General features: G+C 67.2%; 23 protein-coding genes. 13 read left to right on the top strand and 10 right to left on the bottom strand.

All coding sequences use genetic code 11. The annotated features are described in order from the left end of the window. The 8 genes from QZ772_RS05170 to QZ772_RS05135 all read left to right on the top strand — a co-directional run. A partial coding sequence (locus QZ772_RS05170; protein WP_295523733.1) for an ABC transporter permease occupies positions 1-1013 on the top strand: 1013 nt, incomplete at its 5' end. Then, positions 1010-2041 (top strand): galactofuranose ABC transporter, permease protein YjfF, encoded by a 1032-nt coding sequence (gene yjfF / locus QZ772_RS05165; protein WP_295523731.1) that lies wholly within the window; start codon positions 1010-1012, stop codon positions 2039-2041. The genes QZ772_RS05170 and yjfF, both read left to right, overlap by 4 nt. Positions 2042-2086: 45 nt before the next feature. Then, a complete protein-coding gene (locus QZ772_RS05160; RefSeq protein WP_295523729.1) occupies positions 2087-3826 on the top strand; it encodes an IlvD/Edd family dehydratase in 1740 nt (579 codons plus the stop codon). A gap of 37 nt (positions 3827-3863) precedes the next feature. Next, a complete protein-coding gene (locus QZ772_RS05155) occupies positions 3864-4790 on the top strand; it encodes a dihydrodipicolinate synthase family protein (RefSeq protein WP_295523727.1) in 927 nt (308 codons plus the stop codon). A gap of 221 nt (positions 4791-5011) precedes the next feature. Next, positions 5012-5203 carry a CsbD family protein gene (locus QZ772_RS05150; protein ID WP_295523725.1) on the top strand — a complete coding sequence of 64 codons (192 nt, stop codon included), beginning with the start codon at positions 5012-5014 and terminating at the stop codon, positions 5201-5203. A 115-nt stretch (positions 5204-5318) separates the two neighbouring features. Next, positions 5319-6323 (top strand): hypothetical protein, encoded by a 1005-nt coding sequence (locus QZ772_RS05145; protein WP_295523723.1) that lies wholly within the window; start codon positions 5319-5321, stop codon positions 6321-6323. 140 nt (positions 6324-6463) lie between these two features. Then, positions 6464-7456: a tripartite tricarboxylate transporter substrate binding protein gene (locus tag QZ772_RS05140; RefSeq protein WP_295523721.1), complete on the top strand. Its 993-nt coding sequence runs from the start codon at positions 6464-6466 to the stop codon at positions 7454-7456. A gap of 8 nt (positions 7457-7464) precedes the next feature. Beyond that, entirely contained in the window at positions 7465-8445 is a 981-nt protein-coding gene (locus QZ772_RS05135) for a D-2-hydroxyacid dehydrogenase family protein (RefSeq protein ID WP_295523719.1), read from the top strand. Between the two features lie 62 nt (positions 8446-8507). Here QZ772_RS05135 and QZ772_RS05130 read toward each other — a convergent pair whose 3' ends face one another. The 7 genes from QZ772_RS05130 to QZ772_RS05100 all read right to left on the bottom strand — a co-directional run bounded on the left by QZ772_RS05130 (position 8508) and on the right by QZ772_RS05100 (position 13548). After that, positions 8508-9029 carry an ATP-binding protein gene (locus tag QZ772_RS05130; protein ID WP_295523692.1) on the bottom strand — a complete coding sequence of 174 codons (522 nt, stop codon included), beginning with the start codon at positions 9027-9029 and terminating at the stop codon, positions 8508-8510. Between the two features lie 207 nt (positions 9030-9236). Further along, positions 9237-9947: a hypothetical protein gene (locus tag QZ772_RS05125; protein ID WP_295523690.1), complete on the bottom strand. Its 711-nt coding sequence runs from the start codon at positions 9945-9947 to the stop codon at positions 9237-9239. A 264-nt stretch (positions 9948-10211) separates the two neighbouring features. After that, positions 10212-11129 (bottom strand): anti-phage protein KwaB, encoded by a 918-nt coding sequence (kwaB, locus tag QZ772_RS05120; protein WP_295523688.1) that lies wholly within the window; start codon positions 11127-11129, stop codon positions 10212-10214. Beyond that, a complete protein-coding gene (gene kwaA / locus QZ772_RS05115) occupies positions 11126-11698 on the bottom strand; it encodes an anti-phage protein KwaA (RefSeq protein WP_295523685.1) in 573 nt (190 codons plus the stop codon). Before kwaA ends, kwaB begins: the two co-directional genes overlap by 4 nt. A gap of 92 nt (positions 11699-11790) precedes the next feature. Continuing rightward, on the bottom strand, positions 11791-12222 hold the full coding sequence (locus QZ772_RS05110; RefSeq protein ID WP_295523683.1) for a DUF488 family protein: 432 nt from the start codon (positions 12220-12222) through the stop codon (positions 11791-11793). Beyond that, positions 12219-12848: a DUF488 family protein gene (locus QZ772_RS05105; RefSeq protein WP_295523681.1), complete on the bottom strand. Its 630-nt coding sequence runs from the start codon at positions 12846-12848 to the stop codon at positions 12219-12221. Before QZ772_RS05105 ends, QZ772_RS05110 begins: the two co-directional genes overlap by 4 nt. Next, positions 12841-13548, bottom strand: coding sequence for a hypothetical protein (locus tag QZ772_RS05100; RefSeq protein WP_295523679.1), 708 nt, complete (start codon positions 13546-13548; stop codon positions 12841-12843). Before QZ772_RS05100 ends, QZ772_RS05105 begins: the two co-directional genes overlap by 8 nt. A 213-nt stretch (positions 13549-13761) precedes the next feature. On the opposite strand from QZ772_RS05100, the gene QZ772_RS05095 reads away from it, so the two are divergent. Next, the gene (locus QZ772_RS05095; RefSeq protein WP_295523677.1) at positions 13762-15411 is read left to right on the top strand and encodes a diguanylate cyclase; all 1650 of its coding nucleotides are present in this window, start codon (positions 13762-13764) and stop codon (positions 15409-15411) included. Here QZ772_RS05095 and QZ772_RS05090 read toward each other — a convergent pair. Continuing rightward, positions 15371-16267: a LysR family transcriptional regulator gene (locus QZ772_RS05090; protein WP_295523674.1), complete on the bottom strand. Its 897-nt coding sequence runs from the start codon at positions 16265-16267 to the stop codon at positions 15371-15373. The genes QZ772_RS05095 and QZ772_RS05090 overlap by 41 nt on opposite strands. 148 nt (positions 16268-16415) lie before the next feature. Here QZ772_RS05090 and QZ772_RS05085 point away from each other — a divergent pair, with 148 nt between their 5' ends. Together QZ772_RS05085 and QZ772_RS05080 are read left to right on the top strand one after the other, a co-directional pair. Beyond that, on the top strand, positions 16416-16955 hold the full coding sequence (locus QZ772_RS05085) for a carboxymuconolactone decarboxylase family protein (protein WP_295523672.1): 540 nt from the start codon (positions 16416-16418) through the stop codon (positions 16953-16955). Between the two features lie 38 nt (positions 16956-16993). Further along, positions 16994-17953, top strand: coding sequence for a DMT family transporter (locus QZ772_RS05080; protein WP_295523670.1), 960 nt, complete (start codon positions 16994-16996; stop codon positions 17951-17953). Between the two features lie 49 nt (positions 17954-18002). Here QZ772_RS05080 and QZ772_RS05075 read toward each other — a convergent pair whose 3' ends face one another. After that, positions 18003-19190, bottom strand: coding sequence for an iron-containing alcohol dehydrogenase (locus tag QZ772_RS05075; RefSeq protein ID WP_295523668.1), 1188 nt, complete (start codon positions 19188-19190; stop codon positions 18003-18005). 71 nt (positions 19191-19261) lie between these two features. Then, positions 19262-20254, bottom strand: coding sequence for a tripartite tricarboxylate transporter substrate binding protein (locus QZ772_RS05070; RefSeq protein WP_295523665.1), 993 nt, complete (start codon positions 20252-20254; stop codon positions 19262-19264). 134 nt (positions 20255-20388) lie between these two features. Between QZ772_RS05070 and QZ772_RS05065 the strand changes: the two genes are divergently transcribed. Together QZ772_RS05065 and QZ772_RS05060 are read left to right on the top strand one after the other, a co-directional pair. Continuing rightward, positions 20389-21183, top strand: coding sequence for a helix-turn-helix domain-containing protein (locus tag QZ772_RS05065; protein WP_295523663.1), 795 nt, complete (start codon positions 20389-20391; stop codon positions 21181-21183). 67 nt (positions 21184-21250) lie between these two features. Further along, the coding region (locus QZ772_RS05060) for a LacI family DNA-binding transcriptional regulator (RefSeq protein ID WP_295523660.1) at positions 21251-22312 on the top strand (1062 nt) is incomplete at its 3' end.

Below are 22312 nucleotides of genomic sequence, written 5' to 3'. Positions count from 1 at the left end.
TGCAGCACCGGCTCGCCTGGCCGCTGCTCACGCTGGCGTTGCTGCTGGCGGTGAACGCCGGCTTCAACCCGGGCTTCCTGCACCTCGAATGGCGCGACGGTCACCTCTACGGCAGCCTGGTCGACATCCTCAACCGCGCGGCGCCGCTGGTGGTGGTGTCGCTGGGCATGACACTGGTGATCGCCACGCGGGGCATCGACAGCTCGGTGGGCGCGGTAGTGGCCATCTGCGCGGCCGTGGCTGCCTGGCTGATCGGCGGCGCGGTCGACGGCCAGAGCGCGCGCTTCGGCTTGCCGCTGGCGGTGGCCGGTGCCCTGGGCGTCGCCTTGCTCTGTGGGCTGTGGAACGGCCTGCTGGTGGGCGCCATCGGCATGCAGCCGATCATCGCGACGCTGATCCTGATGGTGGCCGGCCGTGGCCTGGCACAGCTGATCACCGACGGGCAGATCCTGACCATCTACTACAAGCCCTTCTTCTTCATCGGCGGCGGCTACCTCTTCGGCCTGCCCTTCTCTGTCTACGTGGCGGCCGCGGTGCTGGCGCTGCTGGGCCTGGCCTGCACCCGCACGGCGCTGGGGCTGTTCATCCAGGCGGTGGGCATCAACCCGACGGCGGCGCGGGTGGCGGGCGTGAAGGCGCGGCGCCTCATCGTCGGCTGCTATGCGGTGTGCGGGCTGTGCGCGGGCATCGCGGGGCTGCTGATCAGCTCCAACGTCAAGAGCGCGGACGGCAACAACGCCGGTCAGCTGATGGAGCTGGACGCCATCCTGGCCGTGACGCTGGGCGGCACGCTGCTCACCGGCGGGCGCTTCAGCCTGGTGGGCAGTGCCATCGGCGCGCTGATCATCCAGACGCTGACCTATGCCATCTACTCGCTGGGCGTGCCGCCCGAGATCAACCTGGTGGTCAAGGCAGCCGTGGTGTTCGTCGTGATGCTGCTGCAGTCCGCCGAGTTCCGCGCCATGCTGCGCACCCTGGCCGTGCGGCCGGCGCCGCGGGAGCAGCTGCGATGAGCGCCGTGCTGCCCACCGCCCGCGCCGCCGACAAGGCGAGCCCCATGGCGCCCGCACGCCCGCGCCACCGGCTCGACCCCAAGTACCTGCCCCTGGCCGCCACCATCTCGCTCTTCGCGGCGGTGGTGCTGGCCGGCTCGCTGCGCTACGACGGCTTCTTTTCGCTGCAGGTCTTCTTGAATCTGCTGATCGACAACAGCTTCCTGCTGGTGGTGGCGGTGGGCATGACCTTCGTCATCCTCACCGGCGGCATCGACCTGTCGGTCGGCTCGGTCATCGCCTTCTCGACCATGGTGCTGGCCACGCTGGTGGAGCAGCACGGCTGGAGCCCCGCACCCGCCATCGCCGTGGTGCTGGTGATGGGCACGGCCTTCGGCGGCTTCATGGGCCTGTTGATCGAGCGATTCCGGCTCCAGCCCTTCATCGTCACGCTGGCCGGCATGTTCCTGGCGCGCGGGTTGTGCTACCTGATCAGCATCGACTCGATCAGCATCACCAGCGAGGCCTACACCGAGCTTGCGCAGTTGCGCGTGCCCTTCTTCGCGGAGACCTCGCTGTCGCTGGGCGCCGTGATCGGGGTGGCGGTGCTGCTGGCGGCGATGTACGTGGCCCACTGCACGCCCTTCGGCCGCACGGTGTACGCCATCGGCGGCAACGAGCATTCGGCCCACCTCATGGGGCTGCCGGTGCGCCGAACGCTGGTGGGCGTGTACGCCCTGTCGGGCCTGTGCTCGGCCCTGGCCGGCGTGCTCTTCACCTTCTACATGCTCTCGGGCTACGGCCTGCATGCCGTGGGGCTGGAGCTGGACGCCATCGCCGCCGTGGTGATCGGCGGCACGCTGCTCAGCGGCGGCGTCGGCTATGTGGCCGGCACGCTGTTCGGCGTGCTGATGCTGGGCGTGATCCAGACCCTCATCGCCTTCGACGGCACCCTGAGTTCATGGTGGACGCGCATCGTCGTCGGCCTGCTGCTCTTCGCCTTCTGCCTGCTGCAGCGCGTGGTGTCGCTGCGTGCCGGCCGCCGTTGAACCCCCTCCTCTTCGAACGTCGTCTCCGTCCTCCTGAAAGCCATCATGTCCGACTCAACCCCCAAGAAGAAGCTGCGCTCCACCGAGTGGTTCGGCCACAACGACAAGAACGGCTTCATGTACCGCAGCTGGATGAAGAACCAGGGCTTCCCCGACCATGAGTTCGACGGCCGGCCGGTGATCGGCATCTGCAACACCTGGTCGGAGCTGACGCCCTGCAACGCGCACTTCCGCAAGATCGCCGAGCATGTGCGGCGCGGTGTGTACGAGGCGGGCGGCTTTCCGGTGGAGTTCCCGGTGTTCTCCAACGGCGAGTCCAACCTGCGCCCCACCGCCATGCTCACCCGCAACCTGGCGGCCATGGACGTGGAAGAGGCCATCCGCGGCAACCCCATCGACGCGGTGGTCCTGCTGGCCGGCTGCGACAAGACCACGCCCGCGCTGCTGATGGGCGCGGCCAGCTGCGACGTACCGGCCATCGTGGTCTCGGGCGGGCCCATGCTCAACGGCAAGCTCGACGGCAAGAACATCGGCTCCGGCACCTCGGTGTGGCAGCTGCACGAGTCGCTCAAGGCGGGCGAGATCGACCTGCACAAGTTCCTCTCGGCCGAAGGCGGCATGTCTCGCTCGGCGGGCACCTGCAACACCATGGGCACCGCCTCGACCATGGCCTGCATGGCCGAGTCGCTGGGCGTCACGCTGCCGCACAACGCGGCCATTCCGGCGGTGGACGCGCGGCGCTACGTGCTGGCGCACCTGTCGGGCCAGCGCATCGTGCAGATGGCCAGGGACGACCTCAAGCTCTCCAGGATCCTCACCCGCCAGGCCTTCGAGAACGCCATCCGCACCAACGCGGCCATCGGCGGCTCGACCAATGCGGTGATCCACCTCAAGGCCATCGCCGGACGCATCGGCGTGGACCTGGAGCTGGAGGACTGGACACGGGTCGGCCAGGGCATGCCCACGCTGGTGGACCTGATGCCTTCGGGCCGCTTCCTGATGGAGGAGTTCTATTACGCCGGCGGCCTGCCCGGCGTGCTGCGCCGCATGGGCGAGGCCGGACTGCTGCCGCATCCCGAGGCCCTGACGGTGAACGGCCACAGCCTGTGGGACAACGTGCGCGAGGCGCCCATCCACGACCCCGAGGTCATCCGCCCGCTGGACAAGCCGCTGATCAGTGACGGCAGCATCCGCATCCTGCGCGGCAACCTGTCGCCGCGCGGCGCGGTGCTCAAGCCCTCGGCCGCCACACCGACCCTGCTCAAGCACCGGGGCCGCGCCGTGGTGTTCGAGAACCTGGAGCACTACAAGGAGCGCATCGTCGACGAAGACCTGGACGTCGATGCCGACTCGGTGCTGGTGCTCAAGAACTGCGGCCCGCGCGGCTACCCCGGCATGGCCGAGGTGGGCAACATGGGCCTGCCGCCCAAGCTCCTGCGCCAGGGCATCAAGGACATGGTGCGCATCTCGGACGCCCGCATGAGCGGCACCGCCTACGGCACCGTGGTGCTGCACGTCGCGCCCGAGGCGGCGGCCGGCGGCCCGCTGGCCATGGTGCGCGACGGCGACTGGATCGAGCTGGACAGCGACGCCGGCCGCCTGCACCTGGACATCCCCGACGAGGAATACGCGAGCCGCATGGCCGACGTGCAGAAGAGCCTGACGCCCCCCGGCGGCGGCTACCGCAAGCTCTACGTGGAACACGTGCTGCAGGCCGACGAGGGCTGCGACCTCGACTTCCTGGTGGGCTGCCGCGGCGCTGCGGTGCCGCGCCATTCGCACTGAGTCCTCCCCTTCAAACCAGCCCACACGCGACCCGCCCATGGCCCATCCCGCCACCCCGTACCGCGGCATCTTCCCGGTGGTGCCCACCACCTTCACCGAGAGCGGCGAGCTGGACCTGCCGAGCCAGAAGCGCGCGCTCGACTTCATGATCGACGCCGGCGTGGATGGCCTGGCCATCCTGGCCAACTTCTCGGAGCAGTTCTCGCTGTCGGACCAGGAGCGCGAGGTGCTCACCCGCACCGCGCTGGAGCATGTGGCCGGCCGCGTGCCGGTGATCGTCACCACCTCGCACTACGCCACGCGCATCTGTGCCGAGCGCAGCCGCCGCGCGCAGGACATGGGCGCCGCCATGGTGATGGTGATGCCGCCCTACCACGGCGCCACCTTCCGTGTGCCCGAGGCGCAGATCCACGCCTTCTACCAGCAGGTGTCGGATGCCATCGACATTCCCATCATGGTCCAGGATGCGCCGGCCAGCGGCACGGTGCTGAGCCCCACCTTCCTGGCCCGCATGGCGCGCGAGATCGCGCATGTGTCGTACTTCAAGATGGAGACCGCCGGCGCCGCCAACAAGCTGCGCGAGTTGATCCAGTTGGGCGGCGATGCCATCGAAGGCCCCTGGGACGGCGAGGAGGCCATCACGCTGCTGGCCGACCTGCATGCCGGCGCCACGGGCGCCATGACGGGCGGCGGCTTTCCGGACGGCATCCGCCCCATCCTGGAGGCGCATCGCCGCGGGGACATGGACGCCGCCTTCGCGCACTACCAGCGCTGGCTGCCGCTGATCAACCACGAGAACCGTCAGGCCGGCATGCTGGCCGCCAAGGCGCTGATGAAGGAAGGCGGCGTGATCGCCTGCGAGGCGCCCCGGCATCCGCTGCCGCCCATGCATCCGGCCACGCGCCGCGAGCTGATCGACATCGCGCGACGGCTCGATCCGCTGGTGCTGCGCTGGGGGCGGTGAGCGGTCGGGGTGTTGCCGATGGGGGGCGGTCGGCCGACCGTCAGCTTGCCGGGGTGCGCCGCCTACAACGGGCGATACCAAATCACTACACCGTTTGAGGCCCCCGCGCCGACCGCGGCGGGCCGCCCTGCGCCAGAGAGTCCGGTCATCTGCTGAAGGCGGATTCCCGGCGCGATGTCCGCGGCGGGATTGCTCTCATCACCCCATCCAGGAGGTCATTCATGAACAAGGATTCCGTGCAAGGCAACCTGCAACAGGCCAAGGGCGCCGTCAAGGAAACGCTGGGCAAGGTCACCGGCAACAAGTCGCTGCAGGCCGAAGGCATGGCCGACAAGGCCGCCGGCAAGGCGCAGGAAAGCTACGGCGACGCCAAGGAAGCGGCCAAGGATGCCGCCGACAAGCTGCGCAAGTAACGGGCACCGCACACCTCGCTTCATCGGCTCTTACGACCGACATCACTCCTCGGGGCGCCAGGATCCACAGGAACCCGGCGCCCCGATCTTTCTTGCCGAGCATCGAAGGATTCGAATGATCACGACAACAGCCCCCCACATCGTTGCGCCCGAAACGGCGCGCCTCAGCCTCTCGCGCGTCTCCTGGGGCGCCGTATTCGCGGGCCTGTTCCTGGCACTGGCCACCTACCTCTTTCTCGCCCTGCTCGGCACCGCCATCGGCGCCAGCGCGGTGGACCCCATGGCACCCGGCAACCCCTTGGCCGGTTTCGGCACGGGCGCCGGTCTGTGGGTCGGCTTCTCGACGCTGATCGCCCTGGCCGTCGGCGCCTTCTTCGCCGGCCGCACGGCGCCCGGCAAGGGTGCTCTGCACGGCGTGCTGTGCTGGGCGGTCACCACGCTGGTGACCGTGTACGCGCTGTCGTCGCTGGCCGGTGGCGTGATCGGCACCGCGACGCGGGCTGCCGGTGCAGGTGCTGCGCTCGCGGGTCAAGGCGTGGCTGCCGTGGCACCCAGCATTGCCGCGGGTGTGAAGGACCAGTTGCAGAAGAACGGCATCGACCTGAACTTCGACGATCTGCGCAATCAACTGGAGCTGCTGCTGCGCCAGACCGGCAAGTCGGAACTGAACCCGGATGTTCTGAAGTCCAAGGCTGGCGATGCCGTGCAGGACGGCAAGGCCACCGCCGGCGATGCCGCCACCACGCCCCAGGGCGCAGGCAATGACCTGTCGGCCTTCTTCGACCGTCTGCGCCAGAAGGCCCAGCCCGCGCTGGACGCTGCCGATCGCGACGCGCTGGTGAACATCATCATGGCCCGCACCGGCAAGAGCCGCTCCGAAGCCGAACAGATCGCTGCCAACTACGAGCAGAGCTACAACCAAGCCGTGGCGAAGTACAACGAGCTCAAGGCCCAGGCCGAACAGAAGGCCCGCGAGGCCAGCGACGCGGCGGCCAAGGGCGTGAGCCATGCCGCCTGGGCGGGTGTGGTCGTGCTGCTGCTCGGGCTGATCGTGTCGGGCATCGGCGGCTTCATCGGTAGACGCACCGCAGCCGAGCGCGAAGTGCTGCTCGCCGCTTGATGGTGAAGGTGCCGGTGGCAGTCCGCCGCCGGCGCTGTTCCACCAGGTGGAATGGCAGTCTTTGCGCTTGGCAGGGCATTGCCTAAGCTGTCTTCGATGCACGAGCCGGTCATGCAACCGGTTCGGCCCGGAGACTTTCGATGACCCCCACTTCCACCTCGCCTCGGCTTCGCCGCCGCTCGATTCTTCAGGCCGCCGCCCTCGGCGCGGTATGGCCCAGCGCCTGGGCCCAGGCCCCCTTTCCGAACAAGCCGGTCCGCATCGTCGTGCCCTTCGCAGCGGGCGGCCCAACGGACCTGATGGCCCGGGCCATCGCCAAGGCGATGGGCCAGTCCACCGGCCAGCCCTTCATCGTCGACAACAAGCCGGGCGGCGGCGGTGTGATCGGCCTGAGCGAGATCGGGCGCAACCCCGCCGACGGCTACACGCTGGTCATGCCCTCGATCCTTGCCGTGACCAACCCGGCGCTGATGCCCAACTACCCCTTCGACACCCTGAAGGACTTCAGCCCCGTCACCATCGTCGGCCTCATTCCCCACGCCCTGGTCGTCAAGCCGGACTTTGCGGCCACCGACCTGCAGGGGCTGGTGAAGATGGGCAAGGCCAACCCAGGGAGCCTGTCTTACGCGTCGTCGGGCATCGGCACCTCGGCCCATCTGGCCGGTGCGCTGTTCGCGCAGCGCGCGGGCATCCAGGCCACGCATGTGCCCTACCGGGGCGCCGGCCCGGCTGTGCAGGATCTGCTGGGCGGCCGCGTGCAGTTCATGTTCCTGGACATGAGCTCGGCCCTGGGGCAGATCCAGGCCGGCAAGCTGCGCGCACTGGCCGTGGCACCGGCCCAGCGCTTCGAGGGCCTGCCGCAGGTGCCCACCGTCGCGGAGCAGGGCTACCCGGGCTTCGACGTGCATGGCTGGTACGGGCTCCTGGTGAAGTCGGGCACCCCCGCGCCGGTGGTCGATGCCCTGTACCGCGAGGTCAAGGCCGCACTTTCTGACACCGAGCTGCGGGCCATGTTCCGCGCACAGGGCATCGAACCCGGGGGCATGCCGCCGACGGAATACGGAGAGATCATCCGCAAGGACCTGGTGCAATGGCGCAAGACCATTGCCGAACTCGGCATCAAGCTCGATTGAAGGCCCCCATGCGCATCGCGATTCCCGACGACTACCAGGAATGCGTGCGCGGGCTGGCCTGCTTCGGCAAGCTGGCAGGCCATGAGGTGACCGTCTTCCACGACACCCTGCACGACCCGGCCGCCTTGGCCGAGCGCCTGCAGGACTTCGACGCCGTGGTGCTCACGCGCGAGCGCACCCGCGTCGGCCCCGAGCTGCTGGCGCGGCTACCGCGGCTGAAGCTGATCAGCCAGACCGGCAAGGTGGCCGGCCATGTGGACCTGGCCGCCTGCACCGCGCACGGCGTGGCCGTGGCCGATGGCCGCGGCTCCGGTGCGGCGACGGCCGAGTTGACCTGGGCCTTGCTCCTGGCCAGCCGGCGGCATCTGGTGGACGAAGCCAACCGGCTGCGCGCCGGCCAGTGGCAGGGCCACCTCGGCCAGCAGCTCTTCGGCCAGCGGCTGGGCATCTGGAGCTATGGCCGCATCGGCAGCCAGGTGGCCCGCTACGGCCGCGCCTTCGGCATGCAGGTATGGGTGTGGGGCCGAGAAGCCTCCACCGCTGCGGCGCGTACCGATGGCTTCGACGTGGCGCCTTCGCGCGAGGCCTTCTTTGCCGAGAGCGATGCGGTCTGCCTGCATGTGCGCCTGGTGCCGCAGACGCAGGGCCTCGTCACCCGCGCCGACCTGGCCCGCATGAAGCCCGGCGCCGTGCTGGTCAACACCAGCCGCTCCGAGCTGATCGAGGACGGCGCCCTGGTCGAAGCCCTGCGCGCCGGCCGGCCGGGCTTCGCCGCGGTGGACGTCTTCGACCAGGACCTGGAGCCGCTGCAAGGCGGCCATCCGCTGCTCGACCTGCCCAATGCGCTGTGCACCCCGCACATCGGGTACGTGGAGCGTGACAACTACGAGCACTACTTCGGCACAGCCTTCGACAACATCGTGGCCTTTGCGCAGGGGGAGCCGCGCAATATCGTCAATCCGGAAGTGCTGGGCGCGCGGGCGGCCTGAACCCCTCGGGCGCGCGGGTCGCTCGGCTCCGCATGGAAGAGCACCCGGACGCGCCGCGGCGCTCAGCCGTGGCGGATGACGTTGAAGCCTTCGTCCGCCGTCGGTGCCACGAAATGGCGAGAGATCTGGTCGAACTCGGCGTTGGTCGTTTCAAAGGGGTGGTCCCCAGCCGCGTTGCGGGCGCGAAGACGGGCCTTGCAGACCTCGTCGGGCACGTCCAACAGGTGCAGCGCATGGGCGGCGCCCGCCCGCTCATACAAGCCGCGCGCCCAGGCCCGCGTGGCAACCGTGTTGGCGGGAAAGTCGAGCACCACCGACACGCCGCTGCGCAGCAGCGATTCGATGTGACCGCTCATGGCGGCGCGCAGGCGGCCCGCGCAGCGCACATAGTCGGCGAGCGCGTGGATCTCGTTGGGGTAGAGCAGCGACAGCCAGTCGTCCTCGCTGATGCGCACCGTGGCGGGGGCGGAGGCCAGGCGCTGCGTCAGCGTCGACTTGCCCGAGCCGATCTTGCCGCAGACCAGGTGCAGCGTGGCGACGGAAGACAAGGGCGCAGAAGGGGACGGGACTTGCGGCGGATTCATTTCGATCTCCTGTGACGGGGGCCCGGGAGACAGAAAGAAAAAACCCGCCTCACCGGGCGGGTTGCGGATGGCGACCTGGGCCGCGCGCTAACCCACCCACCCCGGAATGGAGCGAATGATGATGGAGGCGATGCGCAGGGCGGACACGGCGTGCCAGCTTAACAGCGCGGAGGGGGCTGCGGAGACGGAGCCGGTCACGCTCGCCCTTCAGGTGAAGAGGTCATGAAACGCATGCACGTCGCACGTCGCCATCTGGGGCTGCAAGGGAAACACACGCCAGGGCGCGGTCGTGTCCATGCCGACCAGCCGGCGCAGCAGCTCTTCACGCACGGCTGGCTTCACCTGCTGGCGCCAGTCGAGCACCTGGCCCCAGGTGGAGCTGCCGTTCAGGTGCAGCGGACCGCTGACGGGCTGGATCGATTCGACGAAGACCTGTGGGAACAAGCGCGTATAGGCCTGGAGGTTGTAGAGCCAGGAGACGCCCATGACCGACCGTGCTTCAAGATGGGCGCTGCGGACGTGTTGGAACATCGCGCGCAGTTCATGGCGGAGCGCGTCAACCGCCACGGCTGCGAGCGGACTGGCGGCTAGACCTTCCGGCGGCATGAAGTGGACACGCAGCACGCCTGCGGCAGTGGGGCTGTCGTAGGAGAAGCATCCGAAGGTTGGCGCAGGAGCGAGCGGCGGGCGTGCTTCGTGGAACTTGAGCGTGGTCGACAAGAGGGCCGCTTGGTCAGGACTGACCTTGCGCAGTTCAGCCAGGAAGATGGCCCATTGTTCGGCACCGCTTGGGCCCCAGAGATGCAGGCGGCGGCGGAGGTTGGTGCAGCGGGCGACCGCGACGTCGAAGGGCACACCTGCCGCGATCGCGTAGTGCGCGGCGAAGGTCAGTTGGAGCGAGAAGTAGGCGCTTGGCACAGCGTGATGGACTGTCCGGGAACCTTGATTGTGGTGGTTGAAAGGCGGCTTCAGACTGTGAGCAGCCACGCGCTGCTTCGCCGCTGAAGGACCGCTGGGTGGAAAAGCCGACTGTAAAATTCAGTGCACCGGCGCCCGAGCGGTTTCAGCGTCCGGGGCATCTCTTGGGGACTGCGCCGTTCGCGCAGGCGTGAGTCAGTGCGGCTCCATAATTCGGTAGAAGCGCACCTTGCACGCTCGCAAGAATCGTATTGTTCGGCGTGGTTAGAGTTGATTCTTCGCCAGCGTCTCGTAATCGAGGTGGGTCAACTCTGAAGTGAGATAGTCGTCATTCAGGAGCCTATAGAGTCGCCGGACACTCTCTTTCGAATTGAGAACGACTCTGCCTGCGTCAACCTTGAGGCCTATCTGTTGCTGTTTTGCGGTGACGAACGCCAGTATCACAGCAGTCTGCATAGCGAGCACAGGGCTGCGGCCGGCTCGAATGATGTCTTTACGCGGTGCAGCACATGCTGCCAGATGACCCTTCGCGTCATCGACGAGATTAAGCGCGACAATGGATTGAGTTACCGCATTCATGGCGCGCGTCGCGATCTCGTCAAACGCAAAAGCCTTCTCGAACTTGGAAAAACCGTTGATGTAGAACTCATCATCCATCATCATGACCTCGAACCCCCCGGTGAGCTTGAGAATGTCCTTGTCAACGAGTTCGAAGCGAGACGCGGCTCCCTTGACCAGAAGAATTTGGTCGCGCTTGACCAAAGACACTGGGTAGAAGGGCTTGAAGAAGACAACACTGCTCGTCGCGGATGAGACCTTGATAGCCATCGTCTTGATCTCCGACAGCTCGTGATCCGCGAACATGAACGTTGCTGGCGCTGGCGCCTGTGTCAGCTGGCGCAACGCTGCGAACTCAGCAGGCGCGTCGGCCAAGTCGTAGCAGACCAGTACGTTTGCCCGATCATCCAGCGCAGACAGCGGTACGGTCGTGAGCTCTTCCTGCAGGTAGCGGCGGACGCTGGCGATGTAGCTCTGACACACAGCTGCTGTGGCAGCGTCGTCAAAGTCGGCGCGCAAATATTGTCGGTGATCGGAGTCACCCAGGCCGAGGTAGAGCGTGAAGTTGATCCCAGGAGCCAGCAGTCCCTCCCAGGCCGCACGTATTTCTTCAATCGTTTTCATGGCGCGATCACCAGTGCCTTCCTTACAAAGAAGATTCTTTTGTCCAACTGCATCACATTGATCGAGTCGCTGAGCTCGATTTCCTCTCGTGATATCAGTACGCAGGGCTGCGGCAGTGGAGCGCCTTGGCCTTCCAACTTCACCACAAAGATTTTGAAGCCGAGCAGTGAAAGCGTAGGGTTCGCGTAGAAGAGATTGGTCCGGATGTAGATTGCGCCGAGCAGTACCAGCGTGATGCTGAGATTAATGATTTGGCGAACGCTTTCAAGTCCGAATCCAACTAGCGGGATCACGTAGGTCGCAAGAAAGACAAGATGCTCGGTATTTTTGTCCTCGATCTCGGTCACCTTGTACGGGCCGTCCTTTGCCCCTCGGATCAACCGAGCGAAGGCAATATAGAAGCATCCTGAGATCAGCAACATGCCGATGCAGGCGAGTGGAAGCGAGTTCGCTTTGGCGATCTCCCATAGCTGCGGCCCATCGGCGAACTTGCAGGCAAGGCAGATGTCAATCGACACCTTGTTGATGAAAATTAGAACGAAGAGAAGCCAGAGCGACAGCAAATACATGCCGCTCTTTATGAGTCGTCCCATTCGAGCAGGCGCGATGTTCAGTGGTTACTCCATATCCTTATTGGCCCCCTGAGGGAGATGTCCTGGGTCTACAAGTGAACTATCTCGACGCCTGACCACTTCTCTCGCAAATACTCGGCAACCAAACGGCGATGGCAGTGATGCGGCTTGTCTTCACTGCAAAGCAGACAGCCACCGTCCAGCATCTCGCGGTCGAGCGTTTCAATATGTCGCTGACTCATGAGGTCCAAGAACTTCTTGGCATAGGCATCCCAGTCACCGCTGTTCTTCTTGTATTCATCGAGCATGTCTTGCGTCGGCGCCAGCGCCGGCACGTGTTCGTAGCCCATGCCGCACAGGGCGCCGGTGAAGTACTTCAGATCATCACGCTTTGCAAATCCCGCGAGCTGCGAAATGTTGTTGAGGCGCACGTCTAACAGCCGGCAAGCTCCCGAATCTTTGAGCCGCGTGAAGAAGCGCTGAGCGGATGTCTTAGTGAATCCAATGGTGTAAATCTTCATCGCGCCTCGTCTCTGTTCTCGGCCATGAGCGGTCGGCGCTGCGGTGTTGCGCCTCTGTCGTAGGCAATCAACTGCGCTTGCTTGTCATAAGCGAGATCCAAGGCTTCCTCGCGTGGACGGAACATGTCGTCTTCGACGATGCCCAATTGATTCACAAGCCGGTTCATCGCAGCATCATGCGGCTCCAGCGCACCCGTCTGAAGAATGTGGCTGACCGTCACACCGTCTTTGACGAGCTTGCGTGCGACCAAGATCGTCCGGTGGCAGTCGAGCGGATCCTTTTCTGCGCACATCAGAGCCACGCGATAGGAACGAGCCCCTCGGAGCACTCTTTTTATGCCGGACTTGAATAGATCAGTATCGGCGAGGCACTGATAGCTCACCTTGTTGTGGACGTAGCAGCATTCATCTTCACTGCGCGCACCCAATTCCTTGCCAAGGAAGACGTAGCTAATCGACTGCTGCTTCAAGGACTCCCTCAGTTTTTCTCGATTGAACTGCGGATTATGCCTGCTGTAGGGTGCAGACCTTACGTCAGCAATGGCGGAAACGTCATGTCGCTTGAGCAGCGCGATGAACCGCTCAATGGGCTGAGTAGAGTGGCCGACCGTGAATACTTCAAGCATGCGCTGCCTCACATCGTTCCTGAGTTATCACGGACGCGATGACGCGGAAGCTGAACTGGTGGAACACCTCAACCATGCTTATGCAGAGCACTGCTGCGCCAATCGGGTATGTTCCCTCGCCGCGTCGCAAAAATTCATCTTCAAATTCAGCATCACTCACCGAGAGAAGATACTGCTGAGCGTTGTAGATAAAGCGTCCGCGAACTTTCTTCTTTCCAGGCCTGCCTTGATATCCGTCCTCAAGCTGGACGCGCAGTTCAAGGTCGCGGACATGGATCAACTTCAGTGAACTGGTAAAGCGGCCAACATCCGCCTCCGCTACCTTGTCGTTCTGGCCATGGTAAGTACTCTGCGAGTGCGACCAGAATAGCGGGTCATGCCCATCAAGGCAGGACAGGACGTTGGCCCACGAAGCTACACCCACCTTCTGCCAATACTCGCGGCCTTCCAGCACATGGTTCTCCAGCTGAAAGCTGATCGGGCTTGCCTTCACTAGTGGGATAGTGATGATGTGCGGCACCGTGGCCAGGTGCCCATCGGGGTAGCGGCGGTCCGCCTCGGACACCTCATGCGTGGCACGCTCGCTGACCGGCCGGACCCATGGCCCGACTACACCGGCAGTCCAGACTTTACCGGCGATGCATCGACCTTGCGGCGGCTTACGTGAATTCGCCAAGCAGATGATGGTGTGTTCGTACATTACGGTTAACCTCTTACCAAATGCTTCTCTATTAAAGGTCAAACTGAACCTGAGGACCTTGACTTTGACCTTCCCGGTCGGTCGGGGCCGACCGACGTTCTGGAGCCCTTAACTATGCCTGATGCCGAAGCGATGCAGGTGTCACTTCGTCGAATTAGTCGTGATGGGGAGGACTAGCTTGGCCAGCGGCCCACTTCAACGAGGCCGCGCACCGTGACCCGCCACACCATCCTCGGCGACTCCGACGACACGCCGGACGGCGACCTGGCGGCGGCGTACGCCGCCCTCGAGCAAGGCCAAGTGCACGAGGCCTACGACCTGGCCGCCGCCGCGCTGTCCGCGGCCAATGGCGACAACCTCCGGCTCGAAGCCCGCGCGCTGGCCTGTCTCGCGCATTGCGACCGCATCCATTCGCGCCTGCGCCGCGCGAGCGGCACCAGCCGCAGGGCGGCGCAGCTCTTCGAACAGCTGGGCGACGCGCAGGGCGAGGCCAATGCGCTGACCACGCTCGCGCATGTCTGCATGCTGCTCGGTCGCAACGACGAGGCGGTCGAGGCCGCCTTGCTGAGCGTGCAGCTGTGCAAGACCAAGCAGCCGCAGCCGCCCGCCGTGCTCGCGTTGAATTGCCTGGGGCTGGCCTACTCCTGGGGCGGCGACCACGCGCGGGGCGATGCGGCACTGGAGCTTGCCGTCGACACGGCGCGGCGCTGCGAGCCAGCGGTCAGCGTCTTTCAGCCGCGCATCAATCAGGTGTGGGTCGAGGCGTCTCGCCTGATCGATGAACGCTTCCACACCGGCACGATGCGCAGCCTGGCGCGTCTGGCAAGCCTGGTGGCGGAGTGCCGGGAGCTGGAACGCGCCGGCATTGGCTTTGAGCTGCTGCCGGGGCTGCAGGCCTTCCGCGCCGTGATTTCTCCGGCCTCGTGCGCACTGCTGGCCACATGGCAAGGCGACGCGGGTCTGGCCCAGACCGAGTTCGAGGCCGCCCGGCGTGCGCTGGGCACGACGGTCACCTGGCTCGATGCCTTCGTGCGCTGGTGCGCCGCCGAGATGGCCTGGGCACGGCAGGACTGGGCAGCCACGCAGCTCGAACTGGAAAGGATGCGCGATCTCGCCCTGAGCGTCGAGCACGAACAGTTGGCGTGCCGTGCCCATCTGCTGCTGATCCAGGTGTTCGAACTGCAGGGTCGCCATGCAGACGCGTTGCGCGAGAACCGAATCCTTCGGCAACGCGAACAGCGGGTCGTCGCGGACAGCCTGAGCCACCGGGAGGCGCTGGTGTCCTGGCGCCTTGGTGCGAGGCAGAGCGAGCGTCACCTGCAGCAGGCGCTGGTGGCGTCCAGGCAGTTCGAGCGCTGGTCGCTGGAGGATGCACTGACGGGCATCGCCAATCGGCGACATCTGGAGCAGGTCCTGGATGAGGCGCTGCGCCTGCACGCATCCGCCGGGCAGCCGCTGGCCGTGGCGCTGCTCGACATCGACCAGTTCAAGTCGATCAACGACCGCTTTACCCACGAGGTGGGTGACCGTGTCCTGAAGACGGTGGCCGGCATCATGTCGTCGCAGCTGCGCGAGCGCGACCTGCCGGCGCGCTGGGCGGGCGACGAGTTCGTCATCGTGTTCGCCAACGCCACGGCGGGCAGTGCGGCGCAGGTGTGCGAGCGCGTCCGCGCCGCCATCACGTCCTTCGACTGGGAGTCGATCGCCGCGGGGCTGCGCGTTTCGGTGAGCATCGGCCTGGCCGAGGCGATGAGCGGGGACACCGCCGCTTCCTTGCTGCATCGCAGCGACACGTCGATGTACCGGGTCAAGCCGCGGTCACTCACACGCCGCTCGCCACCAGATGCTCCGCAAAGGCCTTGACCTTGGCCGACTGGCGCCGCTGGCTCGGGCTGACCAGATGCACCGGGATCTCGGGCACGGGCCAGTCGGGCAGCAGCACCTGCAGCTCGCCGCGCGCCATTTCCTCCTCGAACAGCCAGGTCGGTGAGAAGCCGACGCCCATGCCTGACAGCACCGCCGCCCGGATGACCTCGCTGCTGTTGGTCTGAAGACTGCCCTGGGCGCGGATCGTCGCGGTCGTGCCGGCCGGCACCGGGGCGCCGGGCCCGGCCTGAAAGGTCCAGGCGTTCTGCGTGGCCAGTTCGGTGTAGACGATGCAGTTCAGCTGCAGCAGGTCTTCCGGCACCTTGGGCCGCCGAAGCGCCTTGGGCAATGACTGCAGGTACGCCCGGCTGGCCACCAGCGCCCGCCGGCTGGTGCCGATGCGCCGGGCCACGAGGCTGCTGTCGGCCAGTTCGCCGATGCGCACCGCCACGTCGATGCCCTGCTCCACCAGATCGATGAAGCCGTCGTTCAGCCGCAGGTCGATCTTCACGGCGGGGTGGGCTGCGAGGAAGGTGCGGACCAGCGGCAACAGCTTCAGCCGGCCGAAGCCCACCGAGGCCGCAACGCGCAACCCGCCGCTGAGCTGCTGCGCTCCCTGCCGCAGGCTGCCCTCGGCCTCGGCGATCTCGGCCACCAGACGCCGCACCTGCTCGAAGTAGCGCTCGCCCTCTTCGGTCAGCGCCAGGGAGCGGGTGGTGCGGCTCAGCAGTCGCGCGCCCAGGCTGCGCTCAAGGGCAGCCACCTGCTTGCTGATGGCGCTCTGCGTGGCCTGCAGCTCGCGGGCCACCGCCGAGAAGCTGCCGGTCTCGACGACGCGGATGAAGGTCTGCATGGCGGCAAGACGGTCCAAGGCGATTCCCAATTCATTCCTGTTGGGACTGGATCTTAGTTCTCCAGATGGTCTAGCGAGAAAGGACAGCAGCAATCACAGTTCGTCCGTCGCTCCACGCGATGCCTCATCCCTCCACCGAGTACGCACCATGACCCCCTTCATCGTTCCCACCCGCGAGCAGGTCTCCCCGGCCAATCAGGCCCTCTTCGACACCCTGACCAAAGGCCTGGGCCGCGTGCCCAATCTCTATGCCACGCTGGCGCTGTCGGAGCACGCGCTGGGGACCTACCTGGCTTTGCAGAATGCCCGCAGCAGCATCACCGGCAAGGCGCGCGAAGTGGTCAACCTGGTCGTCAGCCAGGTCAACCGCTGCGAGTACTGCCTGGCGGCACACACCGTCATCGGGGGCATGGTGGGCTTCACGCCCGGGCAGATCCTGCAGATCCGCAGCGGCCGTGCGGACTTCGACCCCAAGCTCGATGCGCTGGCCCGGCTGGTGAAGGGCATCGCCACCGAGCGCGGCCATGCGGACCCCGCCAGCCTTCAGCATTTCTTCGATGCCGGCTGGACGCAAGAGAACCTGGTCGACGTCATCGTGACGATCGGCGACAAGACGGTCACCAACTACCTGCATGCCACGACGCAAGTGCCGGTGGACTTTCCGGCCGCACCGGCCCTCGCGGACTGAGCCGACAGCGCACCGCCGCACCTCGTCAGGACCGTCCCATGACTGCCATGAGCCCTGTCGTTTCGATGCCGCCTGCCTCCGCCTCGCCGATCCGCCTGGTGGCCGGCGTGGCCGTGGGTCTGCTGGCCGCCAGCATCGGCGCGCTCTACACCGTGTTCGCGCGCTGGGGCATCGGCCACGGCCTGCAGTCGCCCGACCTCACCGTGCTTCGCTTCGGCGTGGCCGGGCTGCTGATGCTGCCCGTGCTGATCCTGGCCTGGCGGCGTGATGCCGCACAGTTCACCGCGCGCTGGCGGGTATGGGTAGCCATCGCGCTGCTGGCCGGGACGCCCTTCGGGCTGCTGATGTTTGGCGCGCTGCAGTTCGCCCCCGTCAGCCACGCCGCCGTCTTTCCCTTCACGGCCATGAGCGTGATGGGCATGGCGCTGAGCGCCCTGGTGCTGGGCGAGGCGCTCGGCCGCCGCAAGGTGGCGGGCATCGCCGTCGTGCTGCTGGGGCTGGTGCTGGTGTCCGGCCTGGATGGCGCCAGCTTCAGCGCGCGCGGCGCCCTTGGCGACGTCATGTTCGTGGCCGCGGGCAGCCTGTGGGCGGCATTCGGCATCCTGCTGCGCAAGCACCGGCTCGACCCGCTGTTGGCGACCGCGGTGGTGTCGATCTCCGCGCTGGCGACCTATGTACCGGCCTACTTCTGGCAGGTCGGTGTCGAGCGGCTGATGGCGGTCGCGCCGCCGGTGTTCTGGACCGAAGTCGTGGTGCAGGGTCTCATCGCGGGTGCCGGCACCCTGTTCACCTACGCCAGGACGGTCTCGCTGCTCGGCCCAGCGGGCGCCGCCATCTTTCCTGCATTGGCACCCGGACTGGCCGCGCTGATGGCCTGGCCCGTGCTCGGGCATGTGCCGACTGGGACAGAAGCGGTGGGACTGGTCACCGTCATGGTCGGACTGGTCGTGGCGGTGACGGCTCGCCCCGCCGCCATGCCGCGTGCACGCGGCGGATGACGAGTGCGGAGGGCGGGGCGGCGTCGGCCGCCTGCTGCCGCACGGGCGCTCAGGCCCGCGCCGCCTCCAGCAGCATCCGCACCGTCTCCACGCCCTCGATCGGCCGGGGATTGGTGCGGATCCACGGGTCGTGCATCGCCGCCTGGGCGACCGCTTCGATGCCTTCGTCGTCGTCCAGGCCCACCTCGCGCAGCGTGCGCGGCAGCCCCAGCCCCTCGATCAGCCCCGCCACCGCCTGCCACGCGGGCACGCGGGGCTGGCCCATGGCTTCGCTGATCATCGCGTGCTGCTCGCGCACCACCGGCTCGTTGAAGCGCATCACATGCGGCATGAGGATGCAGGACGTGAGCCCGTGCGGCACGCCACCCGTGCCGCCCAGGGCGTGGCCGATGCCATGGCTCGCGCCCTTGTTGACGCCTGCTTGAGAGCCCACGGTGGAGAGCCAGCCCGCCACCTGCGCATCGAGCCGCGCGCGCAGGTTGCCCGCGTCGCGATGGGTGGCCGGCAACGCGCGGGTCAGCAGGCGGATGGCCTGCAGCGCCGTCCCCTGCGAATAGGGCTGCGCGTCGATGGAGCAGATGTCCTCCACCGCATGGTCGAGCGCCCGCACGCCGGTCGACAGCCACAGCGCCTGGGGCGTGGGCAGCGTCACCGACGGATCGAGCACGACGACGCGCGGCACTTGCTGCGGATGGGTGAACACCTCCTTCAGGCGCGTCCGCGGATGCGTGACGCCGGCATAGGCCGTGAACTCTGCGCCGGCGAGTGTGGTGGGCACCGCCAGCAGCGGCAACTGCGGCGCGCGCACCCCAGCGCCTGCCGCGGTCATCGACTGCGAGGGCAACTTGCGCAGGGCGTCCATGTCGTCCACCGTGCCGACGTCGTTGGCCAGGCAGGTCGCCACCACCTTGGCCGCATCGATGACGGAGCCACCACCCAGGGCCACCAGCAGGTCGGCTTCGGCGCGCCGGGCAGCCTCCACCGCAGCAATGACGTGGTCGCGCGGCGTATGGGCGGCGATGCCGCTCCAAGTGGACGCATGGCGCGCGCCCAATGCGGCGGCCAGGCGCGCGGGCACTTCCGTCTGTTCGGCCAGCAGCGCGGCGGTCAGCACGAAGACGCGCTTGGCGCCCAGTCGCTCGGCCTCTGCCGCGATCACCTCGGCCGCCGGCTGGCCAAAGACCACGCGCTCGATCTTGGGCAGGGTGTAGACGCCGCGGTACAGCTCGTCATTCATGTCGCTTCGACTCCTTGCGGCGCGGTGGGCCGCCGTGATGGCATTCAGGGGATCGGTGCATGACGGGCGGCCTATTGCAGTTCCAAGCCGGTGAGCTTGACCAGCGACTTCCAGCGCGCGATCTCCTCGACCTGGTAGCGGCGCATGTCCTCGGGCGAGGAAAGCCGCATGGTCACCAGCTGGCCTTCGTAGAACTTGCGGGTCTCGTCGCTGCGCCCGGCCTGGGCGAACAGTTCGGCGAGCCGCCGCGTCGCCTCGGGTGGCGTCCTGGCGGCCACGGCCGCGCCCACCCACGTGAAGGCATCGAAGGCAGCCAGGCCGGCCTCGGGCGCGCTGGGCACGTCGGGCATCAAGGGCGAGCGCTGGGGCGCCGCGAGCATCAGCCCACGCAGGCGGCCCGACTTGACCAGCTCGACCGTGCTGCTCGCGTCGACGATGGCGAAGTCCACGTTGCCTGCCATGACAGCGGCACCGGCATCGCCCGAGCCCTTGTAGTTGATGGGCGTGGCCTTGATGCCGGCAAGCTGGTCCATCCACTCCGCATACAGCGTGTACGAGATCGAGCCCGAGCCATAGTTGAGCGCACCGGGCCGCTGCCTGGCATCGGCCACCAGATCGGCCACGCTGCGGTAGCGCGAGGTCGGCGGCACCACCAGCATCACGGGCGCGCCCACCAGCAACGAGATCGGCGCAAGATCGACCAGCGGGTCGTAGGGCAACTTGCGGAAGGCCGCCGCATTGGTCGCCAGGGTCGAGTTGCTGCCGAGCAGCACCGTGTGCCCATCGGCCGGCGCATTCAGCACCATCTGCACGGCAATGAAGCCATTGCCGCCGGGCTTGTTCTCGACGATGGCGGGCTGGCCCGACATCTCCCCGAGCAGCCGCGCGAAGTGCCGCGCCGCGATGTCCGTGCCGCTGCCCGGCGGAAAGGGCACCACGAGCTTGAGCGGACGCGATGGGAAGGGCTCCGTCGCCGCGAGGGCGCCCGTCGCCTGGGTGGCCGCGAGGCCAGCACCGCCAAGCAGTGCAAGCCACCTGCGGCGATTGAAGGAATGCTGGGGCATGACGATGTCTCCGTTGTTGTTGCCGCCCGCTGTCGATCATGGGCGGCAGCCCCTTCTTTCTCAACCGGGCTCACGCCAGTCATTTCCATAGAATGGAAAACTCCCTTAAGCACCCCACACCCGGGAACTGCCCTTTGCGACCTCGCAAGCCTGTCGACCGCACCGACACCGCCACCGCTACCAACCAGACCCTGCGCCGCGGCCTGGCATTGCTCAAGGCCTTCCGGCCCGGCTTTCCCGTCCTGACCAACGGCGCCCTGGCGGAGCTGAGCGGCCTGGCGCCGTCGACGGTCAGCCGCATGACCGGGGCGCTGGTCGAGGCAGGCCTGCTGCGGCAGTTGCCTGGCGCGGGCGGCTACGCGCCCACGGCGGCCTGCATCAGCCTGGGCTTTGCGACCTTCCAGGCGATGGCACCGGTGCGTCAGCAGGTGCTGGCCCGCATGGAAGAGGCCGCCGACCGCCACAACGTGAGCGTGAGCCTGGCCGCCCCCGACGGCGATGACATGGTCTACGTCGACACCTTCCGCCGTGCGCGGCGCGAGACGCTGATGCACATTGCGCCGGGCGTGCGCATTCCCATGACCTACACCGCCCTCGGCACGGCCGCGCTGGCCTGCATGCCGGCGCAGGCACGGGCGATGCACATCGCCCACCTGGTCGCGCGCCACACGGGTGACCGCGCCGCCCTGCGCGCGCAGATCGAAGCGGGCGTACAGCGCCACCAGATGCATGGCTGGTGCCAGGCCTCATGGGTGGCCGACGTGGTGGGCGTGGCGCGCGCGGTGCACCTGCCGGCGCACGGCATCCTCAGCTTCAATTGCGCGGGCTCGTCGTCGCAGATGAGCGCGTCGAAGATCGAGCGCAAGCTGGTGCCGTTGCTGTTCGAGCTGACCGAACTGGCCCTGGCCGGCGACAGCCAAGCGCGCTGATGGCAGCGGCCGTCGACCCCAGAGCCGGCCCCTAGAATCCGCCCGCTCCAGCGCCCCTCACCTGCTCATGAAACACCACGCCAAACGCGCCAGCATCAAGGACGTGGCGGCGTTCGCGGGCGTGTCGCTGGGCAGCGTGTCGCGGGTCATCAACAAGGCCGGCAATGTCGGCGACGAAGTGCGTGCGCGGGTGGAGCGCGCCATGCGCGAGCTGGACTATTCACCCGACCAGACGGCGCAGGCCTTGCGCTCGCGCAGTTCGCGCACGGTGGGCTGCATGTTCACCGACGTGGCCAATCCGCTTTATGCGCGGCTCTACCAGACCTTCGAGACCAAGCTGCACAAGGCCGGCTACATGGTGCTGCTGGCCAACAGCCTGAACGACCTGCAGCGCGAACGCGAGATTCTGTCGATGTTCCAGAGCCGCCGCATGGACGGCGCCATCATCGCGCCGGGCCACGAGCGCGATCCGGCCCTGCTCGAGACGATGGACAAGCTGGGCCTGCCCGTGGTCGTCCTCGACCGCGACATGGACGTGGCGCACGACCGCGTGCTGTTCGACCACCTGCGCGGCCTGCACGACGCCGTGCAGCACCTGGCCGCGCTGCGGCACCGCGACGTGGCCCTGCTCATCGCCGATGTGCCCAACCGGCCCATGCGTCGGCGCCTCGAAGGTTTCAGGGCCGGCCTCGAGGCCGCCGGTCTGGCGTTCCGCCCGGAGCGGGTGGTGCGGCTGGGCTCATCGACCAGCCCGGCCTATGACGAAGTGCTGCGGCTGCTGCGCCCGGCCGACCGGCCGACGGCGCTGATCACCCCCGGCACCAGCGTGCTGGCCGATGCGCTCAACGCGGCCGAAGCGCTGGGCCTGCAGGTGCCGCGCGACCTGTCCATCGTGAGCCTGGGCGACCCGGACTTCGCGCGCCATCACCGGCCCTCGATCACCAGCATCGCCATCGACCACGAGATCGCGGCCGATGCCGGCGTGGACATGCTGCTCAAGCGCATGCGCGGCGAACCGCCCGCGCAACCGCGCGAGGCCATGGCGCCCGCGCGCTTCGTGGCGCGCGAGTCGACCGGGCCCGCCCCCACCCAGCCCCGTCGCCGCGCACCCCCCCCCCGCCCCAGAGAC

Origin of the sequence: uncultured Pseudacidovorax sp. (assembly GCF_913773995.1) — a bacterium.
In the GTDB taxonomy this organism is placed as follows: domain Bacteria; phylum Pseudomonadota; class Gammaproteobacteria; order Burkholderiales; family Burkholderiaceae_C; genus Xenophilus.
The sequence above is the reverse complement of the archived record's forward strand: the minus strand, read 5'-3'. Positions and strand labels throughout refer to the sequence as shown.